This window comes from Leptospira fletcheri, assembly GCF_004769195.1.
In the GTDB taxonomy this organism is placed as follows: Bacteria; Spirochaetota; Leptospiria; order Leptospirales; family Leptospiraceae; genus Leptospira_B; species Leptospira_B fletcheri.
In genome coordinates this window covers 303,000-327,389 of the sequence record NZ_RQET01000009.1, presented here as the reverse complement: position 1 = coordinate 327,389, position 24,390 = coordinate 303,000, and the positions used below count along the sequence as shown (strand labels likewise).

Below are 24,390 nucleotides of genomic sequence, written 5' to 3'. Positions count from 1 at the left end.
AAAGGAGGGAAAACCCGAACCCTGCCGATATCTTTTAATGGTACCGGTATGCGGATTCCACTCCAATTGATCTCTTTTTCCATTCTGATTTTAGGGATCGTTCCCGGATCCGCCCAGACACCGGGATCCGATCTCAAACCCTTACAGGAAGAAGGGGAGAGCCATCGCGAAGGAAAGTCCCTGGACAGAGAATACTACGAGTATTATTTTAAAACCCTTCCGAATCCTGATATCGTAGAAAAAGCCAAGCTGGAATACAATCTCATCCGCCATTTGAAACTGGAGATGCGTAAGAGGGATCCGGATAAGATGACTCCGGAAGAATTGAAGAAAGTGACCTCCGCCTCCGTGAAGTACGAAAGAGTCTTTGAAGATTCCATCTGGATGAGGGGAATCCGATCCCAGATGAAATATCTGAAATTCAAGGAATATATGTACGTAGTGATCTACGAGAAATACTACTGTTTTATTTCCTATGAAGTGAATCCTGCTAGGTACATCCAGGAACCGTTTCAGGTCCAATTGGTCTTTCAGAAGGAAAGTATTTTCAACACTACTCTGCCTTCGCCTTGAAAGCGCGGTAATACGCTCCCATTCCGACCAAGAACAAGGAATATGCGATTCCCGCCGCAAAAAGCCCTTCTAGAAAATGAAAGCTCGGAGTAGGCGCCCGGTTTCCGACGATTCTGGAAAGGATTCTATTCTTGCCTAGGCTTACCCAGGTTTGACGTCTCACTGCGATCGTATCTCCGACTCTCATTCTTCTCTGGGTCAGGTCGTCGACTTCCTCGGTAACTTCGTGCTTCTTGCCTGTTTCATCCGGTACGAGATACGTGTAAAGGTGGACGGGACGCCCGAATTTCTCCAGCCGGGAATTCTCCATCAACACTCCGAACTCCTTCGGGCCAGAGGAGGAAAGGCGGTCATACACCGATTCCAGATTCCGATTTTCCCAGTACGCCACTCCGAAGAGAGGCAGAAAAAACGCCAAAGATCCCCAACCTAGGGCAAAGAGGATTTTATAAAAGGGAGTGCGTGGGGTTTGGTCCATTCGATTCAAGAGGTTGGTTACACGGTATCGTGGATGGGATAGGGATTCTTACAACAAAGTTTCCTGTAGGAGTTCCTACAAAATTCCGCTCCGAAAAAAGAGTTGTTCAAATCAGATTTTTCTGATAAATGAGCCGAATCGAGCGCTTCGGGGATAGCGGGTACCACCGCACCGGCCCCCACCCAGAGCAGGGTGGGGACCCGAAATCATTTCAAGCAGGCCGCGATCGCGTCCTCCTCCTTTTCAAAATGGGCAAACGGTTTCCACAGCCCTAACAGATTGAAAATTTGGATCACTTTTTCTCCCGCCTCCGTGAGGACTAGACGTTTCCCCTCCTGGGTAAGACGGTTCTTTAGTTCGAAGATGGCACGGATACCGGAACTGGAGATATATTTCAGATCGGAAAGATTCAACACGGTACTGTTCGCATGAGAGACATCCAAGACCTGCTCTTTAAAAAGAGGGAAAGTGGATTCGTCCAGTCTTCCGGATACCAGATAGACTTTGATATTGCTCCCTGCTTCTTGCTCTAGGACGGTTAAACTATCCATTGTTTTTTACTACCACTTGCAATCGTTTGGGGGAAACGGAAAAATCGGCCCTAGCTCCGGGAGGAAAATCGTAGATTCTTTCCGCCAAGGAATCGATCGAAATTCCTCCCCACATTTCGGATATTAGACGAAACGATTCTTTTACGGTAAAATGATCCAATTTATATTTTACGTTTTCTTTTTTACGAAGTTCCCTACAATACACTTTGAAATAGGGCTTTTGCTTGTCAAAACTTACGTCTCTGTTTTCGCAAGACATAACCCAACCCGTGGAACCTGCTCCGGTATATACGAGTAATCCGGAACATTTCTGTTCCTCCGCTTTCCCCTGGTGGGAAATCAGAAAGCGACTCGTTAGATCCGGGCTATTGTTCCGGATGGAGATCTCGCTTACTCCTTGGAAGGTTTTTACCGTTCTCCCGTCCGGGTATTCGATCCTAACGTTGATCAGGGGCCATTTTTCGATTTTGGCGTCGGTCCAGCCGCTCCTTAAGGAAGCCTCTATATCTTCTACATGAAAGGAGAGGAGAGCCCCGACGGAAGTCGCAGGGTCGGAATTGCAGCCGAGTACCAGATTCTCCACTGCGTGGTGTGCCACATATGTAAAATGATTGTCCCCTCCTAAGGCGATGATCAGGTCGAAGGAAGCGATGTCCAATTCCTCCAGTCCTTCCCGAAAAATGAGGGTTGCGTTCGGAAAGATTTCCTGGATCCTCTTCCTACTTTCCAATTGCCGAAGGTGGGACTCGTACACCCGGCGGAAGGAATTGTTTTGTAGAGCGGCGATCCTTTCGTATTCCTCCAGAGATCCGTACGTCTCCACATCCAATTCGTACTTGGTACGTTTTATGACCACCAGAACGGATTGCAGGTTCTGTAGCTTTTCCGACGGCATGGATTACCAATAAGAAACGGGTTTCCGCCGCACGGAAACGAAAAAAAGAGCCGGGAAAGAAATATCAGAAAGAGTTTTAAGCCAGCACCGGCTCTCCGCTATCCGTTCTTTCCGAATTTCTACGTGCCAGAATCGCCTTCAAATAGGAGATCGTGTTTCGGAATTGAGTGCGGCTTCCCGTCAAGCGGTAAAGCGCGACTAGATGTTTTAGGTTTCGGATGTTTTCCGGCTCTCGGGAACGTAACTTCTCCGCGAACTCCAAGGATCTCCAATAGTCCTTCGTTTTTCTGAGTGCGTAGGAAGTATAAAAAATGTACTCGTTGTCGAAGGGTACTCTCGCAAGATAATTCTCGCAGTGTTTCACTCCGTCTTCGTATTCCTTAGCGTTGATGCAGATGCGGGCCAACTGTTTGTGCAGGACCGGATCCGTGTCGTCCAAGACCATGGCTTTTTGGAACAAAGATTTCGTGGTCTCGAAGTTTCCTTTTTTGTATTCCTTGATCCCGTCCTGTAATAGACGATTGTACTCTTCCGAAACCGTTTTGGGGGCCACAGGTACGGCGGTTTCCTTGTAGCCGATACGCATCACGCTTAAGTCGTCCGAAATTTCTCCCGCAGCAGAGATGAGTCTCTCAAGGTCTTCCAGGTTTCCTTTGGAGAGTTCTACGAAGCGAAGAAACAGATATTCGTCCTCGTTCATCGTGGGTTCTCCTTTGGAAGGATCGGAAAGAATAATGTCGTCCTTTCCGTCGGAGCCTACGAATAGCACATCCCCTTTTTCCAGTTTGTATACCCGCACCAGCGGTTCCGTGGTATTTTCCGAAAAGCCCAATTTTCGGAGCGCCATTTCCGGATCCAGGAAGGTCGCCTTCGCGTCCCGGTATAAAACCATATTCGGGTGTTCCGCGTTCAAAGAATAAAGGGCCCCAGTTTCCTCGTCCAAAAGACAGATCAGGGCAGAGACGAGCATGGTACCGTCGAAGGTTTCGAATACGTTCTGTAATTCCGTATAACAATCCTTGAGCCATTTTTCCGGAGTTTTGCGTTGGTTCCTTCGGGAGAGTTGGGTCCGAGTAAGAATCGCCTTGAATACGGTTCCCATCACAAGCGCCCCTCCGGCGCCCTGGATCGATTTTCCCATCGCATCCGAGTTCATGAATACCAGATATTTGATTCCGTAAAGGTTGATCTCGCTGATGGAAACCAAGTCTCCACCTATATCCGATTCCCTCTTCCGGAACGTGAAGGTCTTCTTTTGCTTGAGAATCGCATGGATTTTGGTGGCGGGTCCGTCGTATTTTAGATTCGCCAAAGGCCGGAGAAGTAGAGAAGTCAGATAATAGTCCCCGTCCTGTTTTTCCTTGAGCGCTTGCACCTCCGTCAGAGTCTCCTGTAGTTCGTGGGTCTTTTCTTCCACTTTCTTTTCCAGGAAAAGTTGGTGGTCCAGAAGGTCCTTCTTCATGTTTACGAAGACTTCTCCCATCTCTCCCAATTCGTCGGAGCGCTCCAGGTCGACGATCTTGGATTCGTCCTCTGCCGGGTTTTTCATCGCGAAATTCAAAGCCTTGACTGCGTGAATGATGTCTCGGGAGAACAGATAGGAGGCGACTAGGATACCACCGAACACGAATAAGGCGATGATTCCGCAATAGATCCAGAGATTCCGCGTGGATTCGTGCAGTTCCGTCTCGTCTATCATCAATACGAATTTGAGATCCAGTTTGCTGAGGCCCTGGTTTTCGTACGGAATCTTGGTAAGGTAGAAATATTTTCCAGAGTGTTGGAGTCTCGAACCTACTTTGAGAGAGTCCAGCTTTTGTCCTTCCAGAAATTTGGAGATGGTTTCGTCGGAAGCGGAGACGAATTTCCCCTTATCGAATACCGCCATGTGAACGTCCGGAGAACCTACGATTCCTTGCAGGAATTTGGAGTCCACTACCTGACCGACCATCACCAGGCCTCCGTTATGCAGGGGAGCGGTCACTCTGAGTCCGAGGCCGCTATGACCCATTTCCAAGGTGGAAGCAGTCTTTCCTTGTAGGGCTTCCTGCACGATTTTTTGAGAGGACTTGTCGTCCCCGAAATCCGCGGGACGATGGAATCTGAAAAAGACGATCCCCTTCGAATCGTGCAGTTCGAAGATGGAAAGTCCGTATTGGGTCATGATGCCCTTTACGTAATCCATATTCGCTAAGAGAAGAGGACGGTTGTTTCTCATCCCGTTTTCCAACAAGGAACGGGTCTTTTGGTTCCTATCTATTTCTTTCAAAAGGAGAAGGATCACTTCCTCTCTGTGCCTCAATTCCTTTTGGAATTCCAAGGATCTATCCAAGGCCCTTTTGTTTTGAGGTTCGTTCTTTACCCGATCGATCATTTGGATAAAGGTGATGGCCAGGATGAGAACCAGCAGAAGTTGGCTGGCTCCGAGAATGAGGAAGATTTTTTGTCTGAAACTCATAAAAACCGTCCGGAGAGTCGAATTAGATTTTGAAAATAGGGTTGGAGGACGCTTAGAATTTTGGCCTGGGAAACTATCATGTCAGAAAGAGCCTTAAATCTACGATTGTTGGATCCCAATGGTACTAAGGAATCGTGAAAAAACGGTTACAAAACGGAGATCGGACCGTATTCTTGCATTAGGCGAAGGTCTAGATTCTTGACAGAAATCAAGGGAAATTCCGAATTCCAATCATTCCTTTCCTTCAAAACGGAACTAAATTCGGTTGGGAGAAATTATGCAATCTGAAGGTCCTCAAAAATCCGGTTTTCCTTTTCATCCCTTGGAGGATTCCGTTTTAGGCGAGGTATTCGCTCGGACCTTGGAACTGTCCGGAATTTCCCGAGCGGAAGCAAATGCGGCGATTTTGTCCCATTTAAAACAAGCGGGAGAGTTTCAGTTCACCCCCAATTCCAAAAAGCAGGTATTGCTCCAAAGTATGCCCAGTATGTTCAGGGAACTTTTGGAGCAGGAGAAGGACTCGGAAATCCTGGAAACCTTTCGGAAGGAGATCCAAGAAGAAGGGCGTCTCGATCTGGCGCTGGAACTCCTGGAATGGATCTTTACCGGTTATGAAAAGGAAGCCTTGGTCGTCGCTCTCTTCGAACTCTTACTCAATGGCAAGGTTCGGCTCCCGGAGGGATTTTATGGAAAGATGATGGAGGAATACGAAAGGGAGATGAGAGGGGATTTGGATCGGCTCCGAGAATAGCGCCGGTCCGCGTCTAGATCGCAGCTTCTTCCTTCGCTAGGATTCCGCTGCGATCGTAGAAAAGAAGAAACCTTATGCTACGTCCGCGAGAGGAGAGCGGGGGGTACCGGGAAGTTCCTTTCTCCCTTTTTCCGTCCAGACTGCCCTCTGGATCCGGATAATCCTAAGAAAATGCAGGACCTTCATCACTTGGTAGGTCAGGTCGATTTCGAACCAACGGAACGCGAAGTTCGGGGAATTCGGATGAGCGTGGTGGTTGTTCTGATACAGTTCGCCCAAGATCAGGAAATCCACAGGCAAGGTGTTTTTGGAATTGTCCGGATTCTTGGGATGGTTGCGATACCCGTACATGTGTCCGCACCAGTTTACGACGGCTCCGTGGACGGGTCCCATTAGGTAATGAAAGGGAAGAAGCGCATACAGCCAAAGAGCGTCTCCGGGAACGAAGGCCATGTAAAAGAGGGTATACCCGGTTCCGAAAAAGAGACGGACGAACCAAGAGTCTGCGAACCTGTCGAAGAACGGCATTTCGGGATAGTTTCCCCTGAAATCTTTTTCCACTTCGGTCTTGCGATTCAGGATATCTTCGTAAACGACTGCAGTGGTCCACATCATATCCAAAAATCCCTTGGATGCGACGGGGGAGTGAGGGTCTTTGATCGTATCGCTGTAAGCGTGGTGTTGGCGATGAAGGATTGCGTAAGCCCGGGGATTGAGATAGGAAGATCCTTGGACAAAGAAAGTGAAGAAATAAAAGAACTTTTCCCAGAAACGGTTCAGTTTGAACATTTGGTGGGCGGAATATCTATGCAGGTAAAAAGATTGTGCAAAGGCCGCCAAGAACCAATGTCCTAAGAAAAAGCTAAGAATGATCGCCATGAAGGGCTCCTCGATTCGGTTTCATACCTTTTTCTTAATCCGAGTTGGAATCCCCGGTTTTGTTGCAAAAAAATCGGTTCTCCGGATTTTTTTCCGCTTTTTTGGGCCGATTGCGCCTAGAGGAGACCATAGCCCTCTATTTCCGACGGCCTGAAATTCCCAAATTTTCCGAAAATCCGGAGGTTTTTGCCCGAAATTTGCGGAGTTATTTAGGGCAAACGGGCTATCCGGTTTGGATTTCCCTCCTTCCTGTTAATAAAATGTTGACTATAGGGGTAAGGAAGAATAGGTTCTTGGCCCATGGATCCTCAAAACGAACAAATCCCTCCCGGTTTTCCACCCGAGTCCTGGAAGGCGCTCACACCGGAACAGCAAAAGCAGTATCGGGATGCGATGGCCCAGTCTCCCCAATCCGGAAACGCCGGGCAACCGCAACCTGCCGTTCCTTCGCAAGGCCAGATCTATGCCGAAGTCGGAAAACAGATGTTGATCGGCACCCTATGGAGTTTTTTAAGAGGATTGCTGTATCGATTGTTCCGATTTTGATCCGTTTATTCCGTACGGATCGCGGACCCGTCTTTGAATCTTTTGCCGATTTCCGTTTCGGCCAACGTTTCGCAGGTTTCGTAGTTGGCGTTTTTCGGAAAGCGGATTTCGGATAGGATTCTCGTTCCGAAATTTCCGTACTCGTTTTTGACCCATTTTCGGATCTGCAAAAGAGTTTCCTCTTCCCGCTTGTCGCCCGGCTTTTCGGACACGATGTATTCCAAAAGATCCGAGATTCCTCTCTTGGTTTTGACGCTGGTCATAAAGACCGGCGGAACGGAACCTCCGGGAGAGAGGTCCCTCAAAAATTCCAGAGTATGAGTCAGAGTATGATAGCTCGCCTTTGCCAAGGCTTCCTCGTCGCATTTGTTTAGAATGAACGCATCCGGGACTTCCATGATTCCACTCTTCATGAATTGGATCTGATCGCCTCCCAACGGAACCATCACCAAAAAAGAAAGATCGGCCAGTTTGGACACTTCGATCTCGTTCTGTCCTATCCCGACGGTCTCCACGAATACGAAATCGAAAAAGCAACGTAAGAGACGGATCACATGATACGTGTATGGATTGACTCCACCAAGCTCCAGTTGGCTAGGTTGGGAACGAAAATAGATCCTTTTTTCCCGGGTGGGCAGGGAAAGTCTGGTTCTGTCTCCCAAAAAGGAACCTCCGCTGATATGACTCGAAGGATCGACCGCAACCACCGCCATCTTCTTTTCCGGGAATCGTTTCAGGAATTCGGTGGAAAATTCCCCGAGTAGAGACGATTTTCCCGCTCCCGGAGTACCGGTGAGTCCTACCGTGAGGGAGGAATTTCCGGAAAAATCGGATTTTTCTAATGTATCAAATAATAATTTACGAAATTCGAATGAATTCGGTTTTTCCAGTTCCGTGATCAGCTTCGCCAAGGGGAATTTTTCCCCCTCGGCGGCGTCACGGATCAGTTCTTTGAGTTCTTCCGGGCGAAACTTCACCGCCATGGATTCAGGCGGCGACCGGAGCCTTGGAAAGAATGTCGATGATCTTTTCCATAACGTCCATCAGATCGTAATCTTTGGGAGTGAAGATGGCTTTTACTCCGATTTTTTTTAGGGTTTCGAAATCGGAGGCGGGAATGATTCCTCCGAATACGACCGGAATCTCGGCTTTATAGTGTTTTAATTCCTGGAAGATCTGTTCCGCGAGTTCGATATGGGAGCCGGAAAGAATGGACACTCCGATGACGTTCGCATTTTCTTCCACCGCTGATTGGACGATATCTTCGGGAGTCAGACGGATTCCGGAATAAATGACGTCGAATCCGGCGTGTTTGGCCGAGACGGCGATCATCTCCGCTCCGTTCGAGTGTCCGTCTAAACCGGGTTTTCCGACCACGATTTTCGGACGAGCTCCCGTATCCTTTAGGAATTTCTCCACTTTGGAACGAACGATCGCGACCTTCTCCGTTTCCAAATTCAGTTTTTGGCCTTCCACTCCGGTGGCAGGTCTGTATTCTCCGAAAACCTTTCTAAGAACGTCGGCCCATTCTCCGGTGGAAACGAGGGCCTTAGCACATTCGATGGAGGCATACATCAGGTTCTTGCCGTTCTTTGCGTCTTCTTCCAGTCTCGCCAAGGATTCTGCAGCGCGTTTCGGATCCCGCTTCGCTTTCACTTCCGCCAAGACTTTCAGGGTTTGCTCCGCGGATTTCGGATCCACTTTGAAGATTCCTCCATCGGGATCGTTGGTGAGAGGGGAGGGGATTCCTTCCTTCCATTTGTTCTTTCCTACGATCACGAGTTCGTTATTGTTGATCTTGGCTAATCTCTCCGCCTGCGATTTGACCAATTGGGATTTCATGTAACCGTTGTCGATGGCACGGATCGCTCCGCCCATTTCCTTGATTTTTTGGATTTCCTTGTTCGCGTTTTCTATGAGCTCTTTGACTTTGCTCTCCACTACCTTGGAACCTTCGAACAGGTCGGGATATTCCAGCAGATCGGTTTCGTACGCAAGAACCTGCTGCAGGCGCAAGGACCATTGTTGGTCCCAAGGGCGGGGAAGGGAGAGAGCCTCGTTCCATGCGGGAAGCTGCAATGCGCGACAACGTGCATCCTTGCTCAATGTGACTCCCAGCGCCTCGATCAGGATTCTCCAGGCGTTATTTTCGGGTTGTTCCTCCGTCAATCCCAGGGAATTGACCTGCACTCCGTAACGGAAGCGGCGGAATTTTTCACTCTTCACATCATACTGTTTGGCGGTGATCTCGTCCCACATCTCCGTAAAAGAACGCATTTTGCACATCTCTTCGATGAAACGGATTCCTGCGTTGACGAAAAAAGAGATCCTACCGACGCATTGCTCGAATTCTTCGTGGGTAAAACAATTTCTTTCTTTGATCGCATCCAGGATGGCCATGGCAGTGGCTAAAGCAAAGGCCAACTCTTGCACCGGAGTGGCGCCCGCTTCTTGGAGGTGGTAGGAACAGATATTGGAAGGGTTCCATTTCGGAATCTTTTTGAGACAGTACTCGTACATATCCACAATGACCCGGATGGAATGTTCAGGCGGAAAAATATAGGTTCCCCGAGCCAGGTATTCTTTGATTATGTCGTTTTGTGTCGTTCCCTGAAGTTTGGAAACATCTTCTCCCCTTTCTTCCGCCAAAGCCACATACAGGGAGAGGAGCCACATGGAAGTCCCGTTGATCGTCATGGAAGTGTTCATCTCTTCGATCGGGATCTGATCGAAGAGGATGCGGAAGTCCTCCAAAGTGTTGATCGGAACTCCTACTTTCCCGATTTCCGGCCTCGCGATGGAATGGTCGGAGCTGTAGCCGCATTGGGTGGGGAGGTCGAAAGCGATGGAAAGACCGGTCTGGCCTTTGGAGAGGTTCTTTCGGAATAATTCGTTGGATTCCTTTGCGTTCGTATGCCCTGCGTAGGTGCGGAAAATCCAAGCAGGTTCTTTGCTAGGGTTCCCGCTTTTGTCGTAAAGGATGTGATCTTTTTTTTCCATCTCGTAGGTGCCCCCGGGAATATGCCTCTTAGTTTAGTTCAAAATGTGTTGGTATAATTTCACCTAAATTTTTAACGTTGCTCCGAAATCCGGAAGTGCAAAATACCGAGAACATGGACTTAGAACGAAACAAAAAAGCAAACCCTTTCCTGATTTTGGTCTCCGTTCTTTTTCTTACAAGTGTATTGACGATCCTCCAATCCTGGCACGGGCAACCGGAAAATGCAGAATCGTACAAGGTTCTATCCGAGCTCCGCTCCCTTCAGGAAGAGGGAAAATTCCTAAGTCCCCAGGAGCCGTTGGCTTTTTTGCTGCTCTCCTTCTGGAAATCCCTCGCGGGATTGAATTACGTTCCCGCCTATCTTTCGTTCGGAGCCTTTTTTCTCAGCCTTGCCGTACACCTCTGCGCGTACTTGTTGGAAAGAGGGACTTGGAAACCGAACCAATACCTGCTTTGCTATTTGGCGGCGATCAATCCGCTCTCGTACAATGTTCCCTTGCATTCCCTTTCCGAGTCCGTCAGCCTAATCTTCGTACTATTGCTCTTCCTCTCGTTCCGGATGGAAACGATTCTGGATCTCTTCGTTTTGGTTTCCTGTACTTTACTGGGTCTATTTTCCCATTTCACCTTTTTTCTGATCGGTTTCACTCTATTCGTGATCAAGGCCGGTACGGTGGGCCTACGGGAAAAGAAGAAGAACCAATCAGTGTTTTTCAAACGTAGGAATCTTCCGAAATTATTCCTATTCGGTTATCTTTCCGTTTTCGTTTTGGCAGTGTTTCTATTCGGAAGTCTGGGGTTTTACGGGGAAGAGTCTTTTTCTTACATGGGAAAAAGGGCTTGGGAATATCTTTTAGGATTCGGATCCTTCGTAACGCTGTTGGCGGTGGGAACGTTCCTGCTCCGGTCCGAAAAGGAACTCAACTCGGTGGTGGCTTCGATCGCGGCCTTCATTCTACTTGTTGTGTCCGGATATTTTACCGTGAGGCCGATCCGCGGAATGGATACGGTGAAATTGAATTCTTTATCCAAAGACATCGTAGCTCTGCGCGGAAGAGCGGTGATAGATCCCAAGGAAAGGATCTTTGCGGACCGAGATACCTCCGAGTATCTGTATTTTCATACGAAGCAGAAGTTGTTCTTTCGGGAAAAGGACAACTTCGGCGATAAGGACTATATTCTAATCTCCGAAATCTGGCCCGTGGACAAGAAGCTATTGCAAAGGGAAGTCCGAGCCAAGTCGGCTCAATATCTATTCTTGTCCGGAGAGAGGATTTTGATCAACGGAATCCTCTGGAAAAAAATTCAATCCGACGGTAGCCTGAAAGCCTTAAAGCCGAAATCCGTCGCGGCGAGAAAAGGTCTGGAAAAGGACTCCGGCTATGATCGGATCCGTCTCCTGCTACTCGAAGTACTCGCGCCTTCCAAGAGCTCCCGGGTATGATTCCCGGTAAAAGGAAAAAAACGGAGAGCGATTATCTAGCGTACGGAGCGAACGGTCAACCGTTCGAAACCTCGTATTGGAAGGAGATATACGGCAGCGGTGTAGACGTAGATGCGTCGTTTAATGCCAGAGAACATGCGAAATACATTAAGTCCTTGATGGACTTGATGCAGATACCGGTGCACAGTCTCGCGGACTTCGGGTTCGGCAAGGCTATCCTTCTCAAAGAGACCGTAAAGGCTTTGGAGCCCGGAAGGATCTTTGCGATCGACCCTTCGGAAGAGATGATAGATTCGATCGCGGGGCAAAAATGGATCCGAGGATATAATCTTTCCTTTCTTCATAGCACGATTCAGGACTTGGATCCGAAATATTTCATCGGCGCTCCTTTCGATCTCGGAATCTGCAACTCCGTGGTCCAGTACATAGACAAGCGAGAATTAAAGGGGGTCTTCCGAAAGCTGCACTCCATCGTGCGGTATCTATATTTTACGGTTCCGACCAAGAACGACTACGAAAGGATGAAGAAGGAGATCTTTTTCACGGATCCGTTCGCGCACGCCCGCAGCAAGAATACCTACGAAAAACTTGTTCGACCGTATTTCCGAAGGGTGGCCTTCAATCTGCTGGAGAGTAGGATCGTGGAAAATTCCCAATTCAGCGACGAGTTCTTTACGGATCCGTAAAAAACTCGAGGATAGATAGGGACCCGTGGGAACGCGACTCTTCGACCGAAAATACCGCTTAGGAAAAAGGCGAATCGTCGTTTTTTCCGCAGGTTTCTTGTATTCCGGCTTTTTGTCCTTTCTGCAATATACGACCCTAGGGTTAGGGTGGCACGACGCGGGAATGCAACTGCAAGTCCTGTCTTCCTGTCCTACAGCGATGGGATGTCTGTGGTCCTACGATTGGGGGGCGAATTTTCTTTCCGTTCACGCGTCTCCGATCCTATTCGCGATCTCCTTATTCGTTTCTCCGCTTCCCTATGTGGAATGGCTGCTCGTTCTCGGATGTTCGGGTTTCGCGTGCGGAATCGCGCTTCTGGATCTTTTTTTCGAAAGAATCTGCGGGAAAGGAAACGTTTCCCTCTTACTTACGTTCTCCTTCCTTTCGAGTCCCTATGTGACCGCTACGCTTTTGTACTTACATTACGAAATTCTTTTGCTTCCTCTTACGGTTCTTTTCGTCCTGTCGGTACTGGATAAGAGGAAAATTCCGGCTTTCTTATCGTTCTTCGGATTGCTCCTTTTGAAGGAGGACGGATGGATGTACGCGGTTTCCGCCCTGTTTTTATTGGTAGGCAGGGTAGGGTGGAAGGAGTTGGTCCTGTATGCGGTCTTCGCGCTGGTCTATCTGTTCGGAGGCGTTCTATTCTTACTTCCTAAAATACATCCTCCTTTGTTGCCTTTATTTCGGGAACACTGGGGTCTGGAACCGATCGAATTTTTCATGCGGACCTTGGTACACCCGCAAACCGTCTTTGTGAAAATCTTTACCGGGCCCGGAAAATTCCTGTGGTTCAGCGTTCTCGCCCTTCCGTTTCTGACCTGGAGATCTTTGCCGGGTTTTGCGATCGGCTTTTTATGGCTGAGCGCGGCTTCTCCCGATCGGGCCGGACTTTCCTACTTTTACGGATTCGGTCCTACCCTTCTTTTATTCCTGAGTCTTCCTTTTGCCTATCGAAATGGCCGAAAAATCTCGGATCGTTTTTCCTTTCCGAAGTTCTTTCCGACGATTCCCTTTGTGGCTCTGTTCCTCTTTTCCCTCTTATGTACGATGTTTCCGAATGCTAGCCTTTCTAGAAGTCCGAATTTGCCCGGGGTTTTGTCTGCGATGGAAGGGAGAGGTCAAAATTCGGCGGTCCTAAAAAAGTTACGCGAATTCCGGTCCTTAGAAGAGAAGAACACGTTCGCTTCTTTCCAAATTGCAGCCTATCTTTATCACGGTCAGGAGCTGAAAATTCCGTACAAAGACTGGATCCTTGTCCGCGACGGGATTTGGGCTCCGGGTTTGGTGGTATTGGATTCCCTTGGGGAAGAACCTCTCCTGCCTCCACACAGTGCGGAGAATATGATCCGCTTTTTTGACCAAAACGGAAATTACGAAAGGCTTTCGGGTCTGCCTCCGGGCCTAAGCGCTTGGAAAAGAATCCGGCTGCCGGTCAACCGCAGGTCCGACTAACAGGAACGCGTCGGTTCGAAACGAACAAATAGAATACGTTTGTTGGTCGATCGGACCGGAATTGCGGTTCCAGGGTTCTTGGAGGGAACTTATTTCTGATCTGACTCTGAGATTGCTCGGATGAGCCCGATCAAGGCTCTTTGCGTATTGGGATTGAGGGACAAAAACCCTTCCATCGCTTCCGAAAACCCTTTTTTCCCCTTCAATTCTGCCAGGAGTTTTTTCTCATTCTCAAGTTCAGAATTTATTTCAAAGGTTTCTCGGTTCTGAGGAGAAGAGTAGAGCACCGGTAAAACCGGAATTGTGTCGTCGATCAGGTAAAAAAGATCGGCTTCGTACTGTTCGGCGAGACGTAATAAAACTGCATATGACGATTCCTTTACATTTCCTTGGACGATGCTCTTCAAGCCGTTGATTCCAAGACGTAATTTCCGCGCGGATTCCGTTCTCACTTCTCCGGAACGATCTAGGATCGCCTTTACCTTGTTACCGAATAGAGTCTCCGATTTTTTAGCAGTCATCTTGAAGGTGCCAACAAAATTAATATTGACAGTTGGATGTTGTTAGCATACCTTTGGAACTCGCGAAACCAAATGCGAAATAGTACTCTCTAAGCGTCATCCCTAAACTGTGAAGTAAAAAAGAGGAAAAAATCATTCAGAACAAGCGTCGGGATTGCTTGCATAAACCCGGCAACTCTGTAAATACGGTCGCTTTACCGCTGTTCTACGGATCTTTTTCCCCTTCGTTACCTTATTTAAAAATTAATTCTCTTTGTATCTGTTTCAGAAAGCTTCCATGTGATTTGAGAACAAACGGGAGGATGGGTAAAATGTCGTTACTGATCGGACATTCGATTCGTTTCTGCTTTTTTCCTCTCCGTCCTCGATTTTTCGGAAATCCCTCGTTTGAGGGAACTTTTCCGGAAAGGACCGGGTCGTTCTGGATGGCTTTCTCAAACCAGATTTTTCAATATTGAGCTACGGTCGAAAGTTTTCCGGAAGGAAAAGTACATGGTTATCGTTTATTTTGCTATAGAAATGACAAATTTGTCCTAATTTTTAGGGCTGTTTGGGCAGAGTTTTCGGGAAGCTTCGTCGGAATAGTGATACTTGAAACGGAATCGACGCAAAGTGGAGATTTTGATCGATGATATGCGTGCGGCAATGTATATTAGGTAATTATTATATTGTAACATGTTTTACATTCTAACTACTGTAGGGAAGAGAGAAATCTTTTCGTCTTTTTTCTTGTATAAAAAAATTCATTCATGATCGGACCGCCTACGGGCGATTTAGATCTTCGGTAACAAGAGTCGTGTTAAGATATATGAGATCAGATTCATTCGAAGGTTCTGCGGCAGGAATTTCGTCGACGGTATCTAGAAAATCGATACTATACGTGGACAGCGACGAGGAGTTCAGAAAAAATTTCGCCTCCCGTTTTTCTCCGGGAAGTTACGAAGTTTTCGTTACTTCCAGCATTTCCGAGACTTTGGAAAGAGCGCTTTTGGAACTTCCGAGTGCGATCGTAGTGGATCCGAATTTTCCGGATCTGGAAGGGATTAAGTTGCTTCGGGCTTTGAGAAAGATTTCACCCGGAAGTATCTTCATTCTTCACTCCCGGTTAAACGAAATGGATCCGAGTTTGCGCAGCTTGGATTGGATCCATGCAAGTTTCGAGAAATCGAACCAAACTTCCTTGCTCGTCGGGGCCGTGTGCCGGGCGATAGAGGAAAAAAACGTCAGTTTGAACGATTTTCACAGGAAGGCTCTCCAGGAGGAAAATCTAATCTCGGAGATATCCTGGCTACAGTGGAAGGAAAACAATAGGAACTCGGAGCAGCTCAGCATCGGGAAAAACATTCTGGATAATCTTACCCACAGTATTTCCCAGGGATTGGGTATCGGTTCGTTGATTACCCGCTTGGATATGGTGGAAGCCGTAGCGAAAAAAAGCGAAGGCCAGTATGAAATACCCGTCGAGCTCATGGATTCCATTCTGGAAAATAAGAATATATTGAGAGACTGGACGGAAAAGCTGGAAAAATTCCGTAGCCTGTTCGATCTTAACGTGACTAAGGAACGCACTCATTTCGATCTCGTCCAGTCTTCCATTCTGGACTCCATGGCGGAGCTGGGAGAAATCGCAAGAATCAAAAATCAGAAGATCATCTACGAAGAACGATTGTTCAATAGTTATGTCTTTTCAAGTCCTGCATTCCTCAAATTCGCCTGCAAAGAATTGCTGGTAAACGCGATGAAGTTTTCCCCGGGCGGATCCAAGATCCCCATTTTGTTCTATTCCACCAATAAATACGTTTGCCTTACGATTTTGAATGATATCGAGTTCGCCTACAACGGAATCTGTGGCATTCCGGAAGAGTACTATTTTAAGGTTTTTGAACCTTTTTTCCGTCTGAACCACGTTTATGACGAACGATTCAATGCGCACGATTTCGGGTTCGGCATCGGTTTGAATCTCGCTCAAAATCTGGCAAGACAATCGGATTGCAAAGTCTCCGTCTATGAATTGACGGACTACACGGAAGATGTTCCGACTCGCAAAATTGCTGCTGAGATTCAATTCCCACTTTGCTGACAAAAAATACGGAAAGCTTAGGTTTTTTGCCGTCTCGACATGTAGAAATCGCATATCCGTATGCATTTCGGCCTAACGGGAGAGGGAATTCGAAAGAGTTTTCGCAAATTAAAAAATTATTTAAGATTTAATCGTATTAAAGTATGAAAATTAAATTATATTGATTGTATTCTGTATGTATTATATAAAAAAATTAGTAAATATTAAGTGGGAAACCGCCTTGCGGCGATCCTGTTTCACGAGTAATTGATTGGGAGGTCGCAATGGAAGTAGATTATGAAAATCTGCTGAAAGATTTCGTCGCGGAATCGCTGGAATTGCTCGACGTTTCCGAACAAACGAGTCTGGAACTCGAAAAGGAATACATGCCGGAACAGGTGAATACCTTATTTCGGGCCGTCCATACTATCAAGGGAAATTCGGCGATTTTCGACCTGCCCTCCATCTCCAAAGTTTCCCACTTACTGGAAAATCTTCTCAACAATAGGAGAAGGACCGAAACCAGACCTTCCGACGAGGAGGTAGCGCTGATTTTCGTTTGTATCGACGAAATCCGCAAAATGTTATCCGACTTGGACAAATACAAGGAGTATGACATCACCGGACTTTCCGATCGGATCAATTCCTTCCTCTCCCAATTGGAAGGAGGCGACGAGGAACACCGACCGTCGGAGTCTAAGCCGGCGTTCGGGTTTACGCCTATCGTCAAGAAACCGGCGCAGAACGAATCCTCTAAGGAAAAAGTAAGCATTCCCAAAAAATTCCTGGATCGAGCACGGCAGGAAGGAAAGAGCCTATTTTTTTTGAAATACGAGTTACAACAGGAATCGGACCTGGAAAAGAACGGGGAAATCCTGCAGGCAGTCCAGCCGATCGGAGAAATTCTCCTATCAGGAATTCTGAACGGAAACGGAGCCCATGGGAAGGGGAAGGTTCGGCATTACGTCCTGCTTCTATCCGGATTTTCGAAGAAAGAAGTCTCGAGTATCGTCCATTTTCCGGAAAGCTCGATCATGGAGATCGTGAAACGGGAAATTTCCGAAGAAGCCGAATTTTCTCCGGCAACGGGTCGGCAGGAACAAATTCCGCTCAAGATGGACAATTCCAACGGGAGTCTACAGACGGATTCCTATCTTAGAATTCCTCTTCCGGTACTGGATCACATGATCAATCTCGCCGGGGAGACGATCGTAGTCCGAAATCAATTACTGCAAAAAGTGGAGTCTTATCAGGACCATTCCCTTTTGTCCATCGTCCGGAACCTAAGTCAGCTCATCACCTTATCGCAAGAAAGCATCATGAGAACCAGATTACAAAAATTGGATTCCTTCTATAAGAAGGTACCCCGTCTTGTAAGGGATCTGGAAAAAATCACGGGTAAGGAAGTGGAGCTCCATTTGGAAGGGGGGGAAGTGGAGCTGGACAAGAATATCATCGATACCATTTCCGATCCGATCACTCATATGATCCGCAACTCGGTCGACCACGGAATCGAATCCGCGGCGGAGCGTGTCGCAGCGGGCAAACCCGCGAAAGGAAACCTTTATCTTTCCGCTTCCTTAAGGGGAGGGAACGTAATTCTGAAAGTCAGCGACGACGGCAGAGGATTGAATATCGGAAGAATCAAGGAGAAAGCGATCGAGAGAGGTCTCTTGACTCCGGAGGAAGTAGAGCGGAAATCTCAGGAAGAATTGGCGGAATTGGTTTTTTTGCCGGGCTTCAGTACTTCGCAAACGGTATCCTCCACATCCGGAAGGGGAGTGGGGATGGATGTGGTGAAGATGAATTTCCAAAAGGCGGGCGGCTCCGTTTCGATCGCTTCGAATCCCGGAAAAGGGACGGTGATCAGTGCGACTCTTCCCCAGACCTTATCCATCATTAATTGCCAAATGGTGTTATCCGCCGGAATGCTTTTCGCGATTCCGCAGCCGAATATTAGCGAACTCATCTTATTGGATGGGAAACAGGTATCGACCATCGAAGGAAAACAAGTGTACCAGCTTCGCGGTCATCTTCTTCCTTTACTGAACATTCGGAACGTTCTTCGTCTCTCGGCGGATTCGGACGAGGATTCCGGAAGATATATCGTAGTGGTCCATACCGAAAGACATAGGTTCGGACTGATCGTGGACGAGATCGATAATTCCGAAGAGATCGTGGTCAAGCCGCTTACTAAGGATTTGTCGAGGTTGAATCTTTATACCGGAGCAGCCATACTCGGCGACGGAAGTGTCGGTCTGATATTGGATATTTCCGGCATTGCTAAGTTCCTCGGTCTACAGGCGAACCTTCTGGAAGAATTGAAGATCTCCGCGAAAAAAGAAGAGAGAGCATCCGAACAGTACCTGCTCTTCACTGTACGAGGCCAATTGTTCGGGTTGAACTCGAAGGAAGTGCAACGTATAGAACTGATCGATTCCGAAAAAGTGGAACGGATCATGAATCGGGAAGTGATCCAATATAAGGAAGAAGTTGTGGAGCTTTGTCGTCTGGAATCCTATTTCAATCTGAAAGGAGATCGGGTTCATCCGCAGAATACAATGATCCTTTTGCAATCTACGGAAGGCAAGAAAGGGATTTTGGTAGAGGAAATTCTGAACGTTGCCGACGATATATCGGCCTTCACAAAATCGGATGATCCTGAGACCGGAATCGTAGGTAGCGGGATTATGTTCGGTCAAACGATCGTCGTTATCGAAGGTCGCATCGTATTAAGCAAAGTCAGTAAAAACCTGACCTTACTCGGAACCGAGCAAGAGGATTGAGATCCATGGACGAAAAAGCGCGCAGGAAACAGTTCTTATCTTTTCTACTCGGAGACGAGATCTATGGGGTACCGTTGGCCGAATGCAAAGAGGTGGATCACAACAAAAAAATACTGAAGGTTCCGTGTTCCCCTCCTCATGTGGAAGGGATCGTGAATCTCCGCGGAGACGTAGTGACGATACTGAATCTTAGGTCTTTATTCGGTAGAATGCAGAACAGGGACGAGGATAAGTATTCCATAATACGGTTGAAGGGGAAAAAGGAATCTTTTGCGATCATGGCGGACGAAGTCTCGGATATTATCGAAGTGGAAGAAAAGAATTTCGAACCTTGTCCCTCGCATATAGACGAGAGGGAAGGTAGATTTATCCGAAACGTCGCGTTGTTTAAAGGCGAAACTCTAATCATATTGAATCACGAAGAATTACTGCGTCTGGAAGACGTATAAGAGGGAAGTAGATGTTTGGTTTTGTATCCCAGAAAAAAAGCTTAGAGAACGAAAGGAAACAGATGGCCGTTTCTGTCACCGATCAAGAAGTCGCGATGACGGAAGGGACCACGCTCGTTTCTATGACGGATCTAAAGGGAAAAGTGACTTACGCGAACAAGGAATTCCTTGAGATCGCCGGTCTGACGCAAGAGGAATTGGTCGGAAAGCCGCATAACGTTGTTCGTCACCCGGACATACCTAGAAGCGTATTCGCCGATTTCTGGGATACGATCCAAAAAGGGAAGCCTTGGCGGGGGATCGTAAAGAACAGAAGTAAGAACGGGGACCATTACTGGGTGGATGCGAACGTCGCCCCTCGTTTCGAGAACGGGAATATCGTAGGGTACATGTCCGTTCGGAGAAAGCCGACACGCGAGCAGGTGGAAGCCGCCGGTCAACTGTACAAGGATATTATCACGGGCGGTACGAAACTCCGTGCGACAAACTCCAAAAAACTTTCCATCCGCTTCAAGCTGGGAATGTATATCGCTTTCAGCGTACTCGGTTTGGCTCTGCTCTCCGGATTCCAACTTCTGGGATTCGGCACGATGTATTCCTACGTCACAGCTGCGACTTTTGCAGCGGTTCAGATCGTTTGGGGATGGATGAATATAGGATACATCCTGAAACCTCTCAAAGAGTCCACAAGGATCGCGAACAAGATCGCATCCGGCGATCTTTCCGTAGATGTGGTCCATAATCGGAACGACGAAATCGGGGAATTGGATAAGGCGATCCTGAATATGCTGATCAATACGGCCGCATTGATCGCCCGATTGAAAGAGAACGGGGATATTCTGTTCCAATCCTCTACGGATTTATCCGGAGCAAGCTTGAATCTTTCCTCCGGAATCGAGCAGATGTCTCAACAATCCCAAACCATAGCCGTAGCTGCAACTCAGATGAACCAAAATCTGAATATGGTATCCAGCTCCATCGAAGAGATGTCCGTCTCGGTGGGAGAGGTCGCCAAAAAAGCGGCCGATTCCGCAAAGATCGCCCGCGAAGCGAATACCACAGCGATCGAGACCGGGGACGTGGTCAAAGAATTGGGGCAGAACGCGAAAGAAATCGGAAACGTGATCGAAAGTATTTCCAATATTGCTTCTCAGACGAAGTTGCTCGCTCTGAATGCCGCTATCGAAGCCGCAGGAGCGGGAGAAGCGGGAAAAGGATTCGCAGTTGTCGCCGCCGAAGTGAAGGAATTGGCCCGACAATCCGCGGAATCCTCGGAGGAGATCAAAGGTAAGATTTCCGCGATCCAAAAAAGTACGGAACGCGTCATCGAATCCATAGGAAAAATCACGAGCGTGATCGCCGAAGTGAACCAGATCAGCGGCAGTATCGCTTCCGCAGTAGAGGAACAATCCATTACTACCAAAGAGATTGCGACGAATATCAGTCAGACGACATTGGCTTCCAATGACGTCACCAAGAACATCAACGGAGTGTCGACGGCTTCTCTGGACGGTGCTAAGGAATCGGGGAACGTATCCAAACTTTCCCAATCCTTGCAGGAACTGGCTGCCGGAATCACTACCTTGGTGAATCAGTTCAAGATTTCGAATTCCAAGGCCTAACGGATCCGGTTTATAGGCTTTCCTTTGGAGGATTCTCTGGAAAAAAAAAGGATAAGGGTCTTAGCGGTGGACGATTCCCTCGTTTATCGCAATTTGTTAAGGTCCGCATTTAGCCAAGATCCGGAGATCGAATTTTTAGGCGCCGCAATCGACGGAAAGTTTGCGCTGCCTAAAATAGCGCATCTCAAACCGGATTTCGTGGTTTTGGACGTGGAAATGCCCGAGATGGACGGACTGACCACGCTCAGAGAGATCAGGAGCCAATTTCCCGCAACCAAGGTCATCATGCTGAGCTCCCTTACTATGGAGGGAGCAAAAGTGACCTTAAAGGCCATGGAGATGGGCGCGCTGGATTTCGTTTCGAAGCCGGACGGAGTGACTGCCGGGGGGGAAAAAATATCGGAAGCCTTGGTCTCTTTGATCGAAAAAGTCAAGGCATTGTATTCGAAAAATGGAATCAATAAACCGGTCCAAGTAGTTCAGCGACAGAACGAGATCTCTTTTAGAGCCCCGAAACGGAAATATTCCATCTGCGCCATCGGTATTTCCACGGGCGGCCCCATTGCGTTACGGGAACTTCTCTCCAAAATTCCCTCGGATCTGAACGGAACGATCGTAATCGCCCAACATATGCCTCCGGTTTTCACCAATTATCTCGCGGAGAATTTACGTTCGAGCACTGCGTTAGGGATCAAGGAAGTCGAAGACGGGGAACTACTGAAAAAAAGAGCGGTATACATTGCGCCGGGAGGAAAACAGCTCGAGATCCTACAAAGTCCGGAAGGCCCGATCGCTAGAGTGACCGCGGGGCCTCAGGAAGAGCTCTGTAAACCTTCCGTAAATATACTTTTCCGTTCGATCGCCAAGAATTTTTCGAACGAATCCATCGGAGTGATCATGACGGGAATGGGCGAAGACGGTTACCTGGGCTTGAAAGCGATGCGGGAGACGGGAAGTTTTCTCCTAGCGCAAAGTCAGGAGAGTTGTCTGGTGTTCGGAATGCCTAGCCGTCCGGTCAACGAAGGGTTAATCGATGAAATTTCCGATATTTCCGGTATAGCCGAAAAAATATCCGCTTTGATGGGTTGGGGGGCCGTGGTATGAGCAAGGAAATACTGGAATTTATGAACGTATTAAAAAAGGTGACCGGACTTTCCCTGACCGACGAGAAGACGTATCTTTTGGAGAGCCGATTATCCGATCTCATGTCGGATCATAAGATCGCATCATTCTACGAATTTTCCAAGAAGTTCGAAAATTCCCACGAAGTGGATTTTCGGGAAAAGGTAATCGAGAGGATTACGACCCACGAAACGAAGTTCTTTCGGGATGAAAGCATTTTCGAGACGATTCTGGATCGGATCATTCCGGAAATCATAGATCGTAAAAACGAATTGTACAAAGGCTGGAAAAATCATCCCATTCGAATCTGGTCTGCCGCCTGTTCCACGGGACAGGAGCCCTATTCGGTCGCGATCGCGATTCGGGAACGGCTACCTCACGTATTCAAGAATATAAGAATTTTAGCGACCGATATCGCCAAAGAGACGATCGAAAAAGCCAGGTCCGGATGTTATACTTCCTTCGAGATAGGAAGAGGTTTGGAGGAATATCATCTGGGAAAATATTTTGATAAACTGCCTGACGGGACCTTTCGAGTCAACGACGAGATCCGGTCGGTTGTGGAATTCAAACAGCACAATCTGATTTCCTCCGAATTTCCGTCCGGCTTCGACCTGGTGCTTTGCAGGAACGTATCCTACTATTTCGACTCGAACGAACGCAGGAATTTATTCGACAAGATCGCAAAGACGCTGAACCAGGATAGTTTTTTGATCATCGGTTCGGCGGAATCCGTTTCGGACTTCTCCAGCAAGTTTCTGCTGAGGGAATTCGGGTTGTGCAGATATTACGAAGTCAATTCTTCCAACGTAACACTTTTTTCAAGAGGAACTTAAAATGGCAACGGCAAGGATATTGGCTGTGGATGACTCCGCTACGATGAGGAGTCTCGTTCAGCAAACATTAGGGATGGGAGGATACGAGGTGGTGCTTGCTCAGGACGGCAAGGACGGCATAGAAAAGTTTTCCCTCGGGCCGGTGGATCTTGTGATCACCGACATCAACATGCCGATCATGGATGGGATTACGTTCATTAAGGAACTGAGAAAAATAGACCAGAACGTTCCTATCCTAACGCTGACCACGGAATCGGAAGACAGCATGAAACAGAGCGGTGCCGCAGCGGGCGCCAACGGTTGGATCATCAAGCCCTTTCGACCGGTTCAGTTTTTGGACATCATCAAACAGGTCCTGAATTCTAGCGCGGCCTAGGAATCTTCGAAAGCTGTCTGATTCCCTCGTCGTTTTTTCTCAGGTGACTTTCGCCCTCGCTAGGAATTTGGCGAATATGCTAGGAAAATACTTGTGGAGTCGGATCGCAAAGTTCTCTCTCGGTCCGGCAAATACGACCGTCAACTTTTCCGAAGCGATCCCATCTAGGATTCTTCTCGCGCACTCGTTTGCGTCCAAGCCTTGGTTGATGATCTGATCCATTTTCCCTTGTTTTCTTCCGTCCCCTTTTAAGGCGTTATTGGAAATCTGGGTTTTTACGAAGCCCGGATACACCAAAGTGACTTTGAGACCTCGATCGATGTTCTCTATCCGTAAAGCTTCGAAGAAACCCGTCAACGCCGCTTTCGTAGCGGAATAACCTGTACGTAAAGGAACGCCGAACATTCCGGCTACGCTGGAAATGGAAGAGATCCAACCGGATCCTTTTTTCCTCATGATCGGCAGCACCGCGAGAGTCAAAGCGATATTCCCGAAGAAATTCACGTGCATCAAGGATTCGTAAGTTGCGAGGGAGGTTTCGTGAGCATAGGAACGCTGGCTGATTCCTCCGTTATTGATCAGAACGTCTATGGATCCGAACTTCTTCAGTACTTTGGCCGGAAGTTTGTCCAAGCCTTTGTACTTTTCCAAGTCCATCAGCAGAATCATGCTATTGGAATCGTCCAGTTTGTTTTGCTTTCTGACTCTCTGCAATTCCTTCTCTCTTCTGGCGGAGAGTACGATCTTGCAGCCTGTCCTAGCAAGTTCCTGCACCAATGCTTCTCCGATTCCGGACGATGCTCCGGTAATCCATACCACCTTGTCTTTATAAAAGGACTTCATTTGATACCTCCTGAAACGG

General features: G+C 47.8%; 22 protein-coding genes. 13 read left to right on the top strand and 9 right to left on the bottom strand.

Features of this window, described 5'->3' with window-relative positions:
* Window positions 1-48: 48 nt before the first annotated feature.
* Complete coding sequence (locus tag EHO60_RS13655) at window positions 49-573, top strand: hypothetical protein (protein WP_135768744.1); 525 nt, start codon at window positions 49-51, stop codon at window positions 571-573.
* On the opposite strand, the gene EHO60_RS13650 is transcribed toward EHO60_RS13655, so the two are convergent.
* The 4 genes from EHO60_RS13650 to EHO60_RS13635 form a co-directional block, all read right to left on the bottom strand.
* Entirely contained in the window at window positions 554-1,051 is a 498-nt protein-coding gene (locus EHO60_RS13650) for a hypothetical protein (RefSeq protein WP_135768743.1), read from the bottom strand. The two genes, EHO60_RS13655 and EHO60_RS13650, sit on opposite strands and share 20 nt — an antisense overlap.
* Before the next feature lie 206 nt (window positions 1,052-1,257).
* Window positions 1,258-1,602 (bottom strand): STAS domain-containing protein, encoded by a 345-nt coding sequence (locus EHO60_RS13645; RefSeq protein ID WP_135768742.1) that lies wholly within the window; start codon window positions 1,600-1,602, stop codon window positions 1,258-1,260.
* Window positions 1,595-2,497, bottom strand: a complete 903-nt coding sequence (locus EHO60_RS13640; protein ID WP_135768741.1) for an NAD(+)/NADH kinase — start codon at window positions 2,495-2,497, stop codon at window positions 1,595-1,597. Before EHO60_RS13640 ends, EHO60_RS13645 begins: the two co-directional genes overlap by 8 nt.
* Window positions 2,498-2,573: 76 nt before the next feature.
* Complete coding sequence (locus tag EHO60_RS13635) at window positions 2,574-4,955, bottom strand: SpoIIE family protein phosphatase (protein WP_135768740.1); 2,382 nt, start codon at window positions 4,953-4,955, stop codon at window positions 2,574-2,576.
* Window positions 4,956-5,232: 277 nt separating this feature from the next.
* Between EHO60_RS13635 and EHO60_RS13630 the strand changes: the two genes are divergently transcribed.
* Window positions 5,233-5,706, top strand: coding sequence for a hypothetical protein (locus EHO60_RS13630; protein WP_135768739.1), 474 nt, complete (start codon window positions 5,233-5,235; stop codon window positions 5,704-5,706).
* 72 nt (window positions 5,707-5,778) lie between these two features.
* Here the strand turns inward: EHO60_RS13630 and EHO60_RS13625 are convergent, their stop codons facing one another.
* Window positions 5,779-6,585 carry an acyl-CoA desaturase gene (locus EHO60_RS13625; protein WP_135768738.1) on the bottom strand — a complete coding sequence of 269 codons (807 nt, stop codon included), beginning with the start codon at window positions 6,583-6,585 and terminating at the stop codon, window positions 5,779-5,781.
* Between the two features lie 300 nt (window positions 6,586-6,885).
* Between EHO60_RS13625 and EHO60_RS13620 the strand changes: the two genes are divergently transcribed.
* Window positions 6,886-7,131: a hypothetical protein gene (locus EHO60_RS13620; RefSeq protein ID WP_135768737.1), complete on the top strand. Its 246-nt coding sequence runs from the start codon at window positions 6,886-6,888 to the stop codon at window positions 7,129-7,131.
* 5 nt (window positions 7,132-7,136) lie between these two features.
* Here the strand turns inward: EHO60_RS13620 and EHO60_RS13615 are convergent, their stop codons facing one another.
* Complete coding sequence (locus EHO60_RS13615; RefSeq protein ID WP_167880229.1) at window positions 7,137-8,108, bottom strand: P-loop NTPase family protein; 972 nt, start codon at window positions 8,106-8,108, stop codon at window positions 7,137-7,139.
* A gap of 10 nt (window positions 8,109-8,118) precedes the next feature.
* Window positions 8,119-10,131 carry a protein meaA gene (locus EHO60_RS13610; protein WP_135768735.1) on the bottom strand — a complete coding sequence of 671 codons (2,013 nt, stop codon included), beginning with the start codon at window positions 10,129-10,131 and terminating at the stop codon, window positions 8,119-8,121.
* A 113-nt stretch (window positions 10,132-10,244) separates the two neighbouring features.
* On the opposite strand from EHO60_RS13610, the gene EHO60_RS13605 reads away from it, so the two are divergent.
* Genes EHO60_RS13605 through EHO60_RS13595 form a run of 3 tightly spaced genes read left to right on the top strand, consistent with a single transcriptional unit; the run spans window position 10,245 to window position 13,757 of the window.
* A complete protein-coding gene (locus EHO60_RS13605) occupies window positions 10,245-11,576 on the top strand; it encodes a hypothetical protein (protein ID WP_135768734.1) in 1,332 nt (443 codons plus the stop codon).
* Window positions 11,573-12,262 carry a class I SAM-dependent methyltransferase gene (locus tag EHO60_RS13600; protein ID WP_135768733.1) on the top strand — a complete coding sequence of 230 codons (690 nt, stop codon included), beginning with the start codon at window positions 11,573-11,575 and terminating at the stop codon, window positions 12,260-12,262. The genes EHO60_RS13605 and EHO60_RS13600 overlap by 4 nt, the downstream gene beginning before the upstream one ends.
* Window positions 12,263-12,287: 25 nt before the next feature.
* Window positions 12,288-13,757 (top strand): DUF2079 domain-containing protein, encoded by a 1,470-nt coding sequence (locus EHO60_RS13595; RefSeq protein ID WP_135768732.1) that lies wholly within the window; start codon window positions 12,288-12,290, stop codon window positions 13,755-13,757.
* 89 nt (window positions 13,758-13,846) lie between these two features.
* Here EHO60_RS13595 and EHO60_RS13590 read toward each other — a convergent pair whose 3' ends face one another.
* Window positions 13,847-14,278: a hypothetical protein gene (locus tag EHO60_RS13590; protein ID WP_135768731.1), complete on the bottom strand. Its 432-nt coding sequence runs from the start codon at window positions 14,276-14,278 to the stop codon at window positions 13,847-13,849.
* An 808-nt stretch (window positions 14,279-15,086) separates the two neighbouring features.
* On the opposite strand from EHO60_RS13590, the gene EHO60_RS13585 reads away from it, so the two are divergent.
* The 7 genes from EHO60_RS13585 to EHO60_RS13555 all read left to right on the top strand — a co-directional run bounded on the left by EHO60_RS13585 (window position 15,087) and on the right by EHO60_RS13555 (window position 23,528).
* Window positions 15,087-16,358 (top strand): sensor histidine kinase, encoded by a 1,272-nt coding sequence (locus EHO60_RS13585; RefSeq protein ID WP_135768730.1) that lies wholly within the window; start codon window positions 15,087-15,089, stop codon window positions 16,356-16,358.
* Window positions 16,359-16,621: 263 nt separating this feature from the next.
* Window positions 16,622-19,123: a chemotaxis protein CheW gene (locus EHO60_RS13580; RefSeq protein WP_135768729.1), complete on the top strand. Its 2,502-nt coding sequence runs from the start codon at window positions 16,622-16,624 to the stop codon at window positions 19,121-19,123.
* A gap of 5 nt (window positions 19,124-19,128) precedes the next feature.
* Window positions 19,129-19,572: a chemotaxis protein CheW gene (locus tag EHO60_RS13575; RefSeq protein ID WP_135768728.1), complete on the top strand. Its 444-nt coding sequence runs from the start codon at window positions 19,129-19,131 to the stop codon at window positions 19,570-19,572.
* Window positions 19,573-19,583: 11 nt separating this feature from the next.
* Window positions 19,584-21,194, top strand: coding sequence for a methyl-accepting chemotaxis protein (locus EHO60_RS13570; RefSeq protein WP_135768727.1), 1,611 nt, complete (start codon window positions 19,584-19,586; stop codon window positions 21,192-21,194).
* A gap of 12 nt (window positions 21,195-21,206) precedes the next feature.
* Window positions 21,207-22,298: a chemotaxis-specific protein-glutamate methyltransferase CheB gene (gene cheB / locus EHO60_RS13565; RefSeq protein WP_135768726.1), complete on the top strand. Its 1,092-nt coding sequence runs from the start codon at window positions 21,207-21,209 to the stop codon at window positions 22,296-22,298.
* On the top strand, window positions 22,295-23,152 hold the full coding sequence (locus EHO60_RS13560; protein ID WP_135768725.1) for a CheR family methyltransferase: 858 nt from the start codon (window positions 22,295-22,297) through the stop codon (window positions 23,150-23,152). The genes cheB and EHO60_RS13560 overlap by 4 nt, the downstream gene beginning before the upstream one ends.
* 1 nt (window position 23,153) lies before the next feature.
* Window positions 23,154-23,528 (top strand): response regulator, encoded by a 375-nt coding sequence (locus tag EHO60_RS13555; RefSeq protein WP_135768724.1) that lies wholly within the window; start codon window positions 23,154-23,156, stop codon window positions 23,526-23,528.
* Window positions 23,529-23,567: 39 nt separating this feature from the next.
* On the opposite strand, the gene EHO60_RS13550 is transcribed toward EHO60_RS13555, so the two are convergent.
* Window positions 23,568-24,371 carry an SDR family oxidoreductase gene (locus EHO60_RS13550; protein ID WP_135768723.1) on the bottom strand — a complete coding sequence of 268 codons (804 nt, stop codon included), beginning with the start codon at window positions 24,369-24,371 and terminating at the stop codon, window positions 23,568-23,570.
* Window positions 24,372-24,390: the final 19 nt, after the last annotated feature.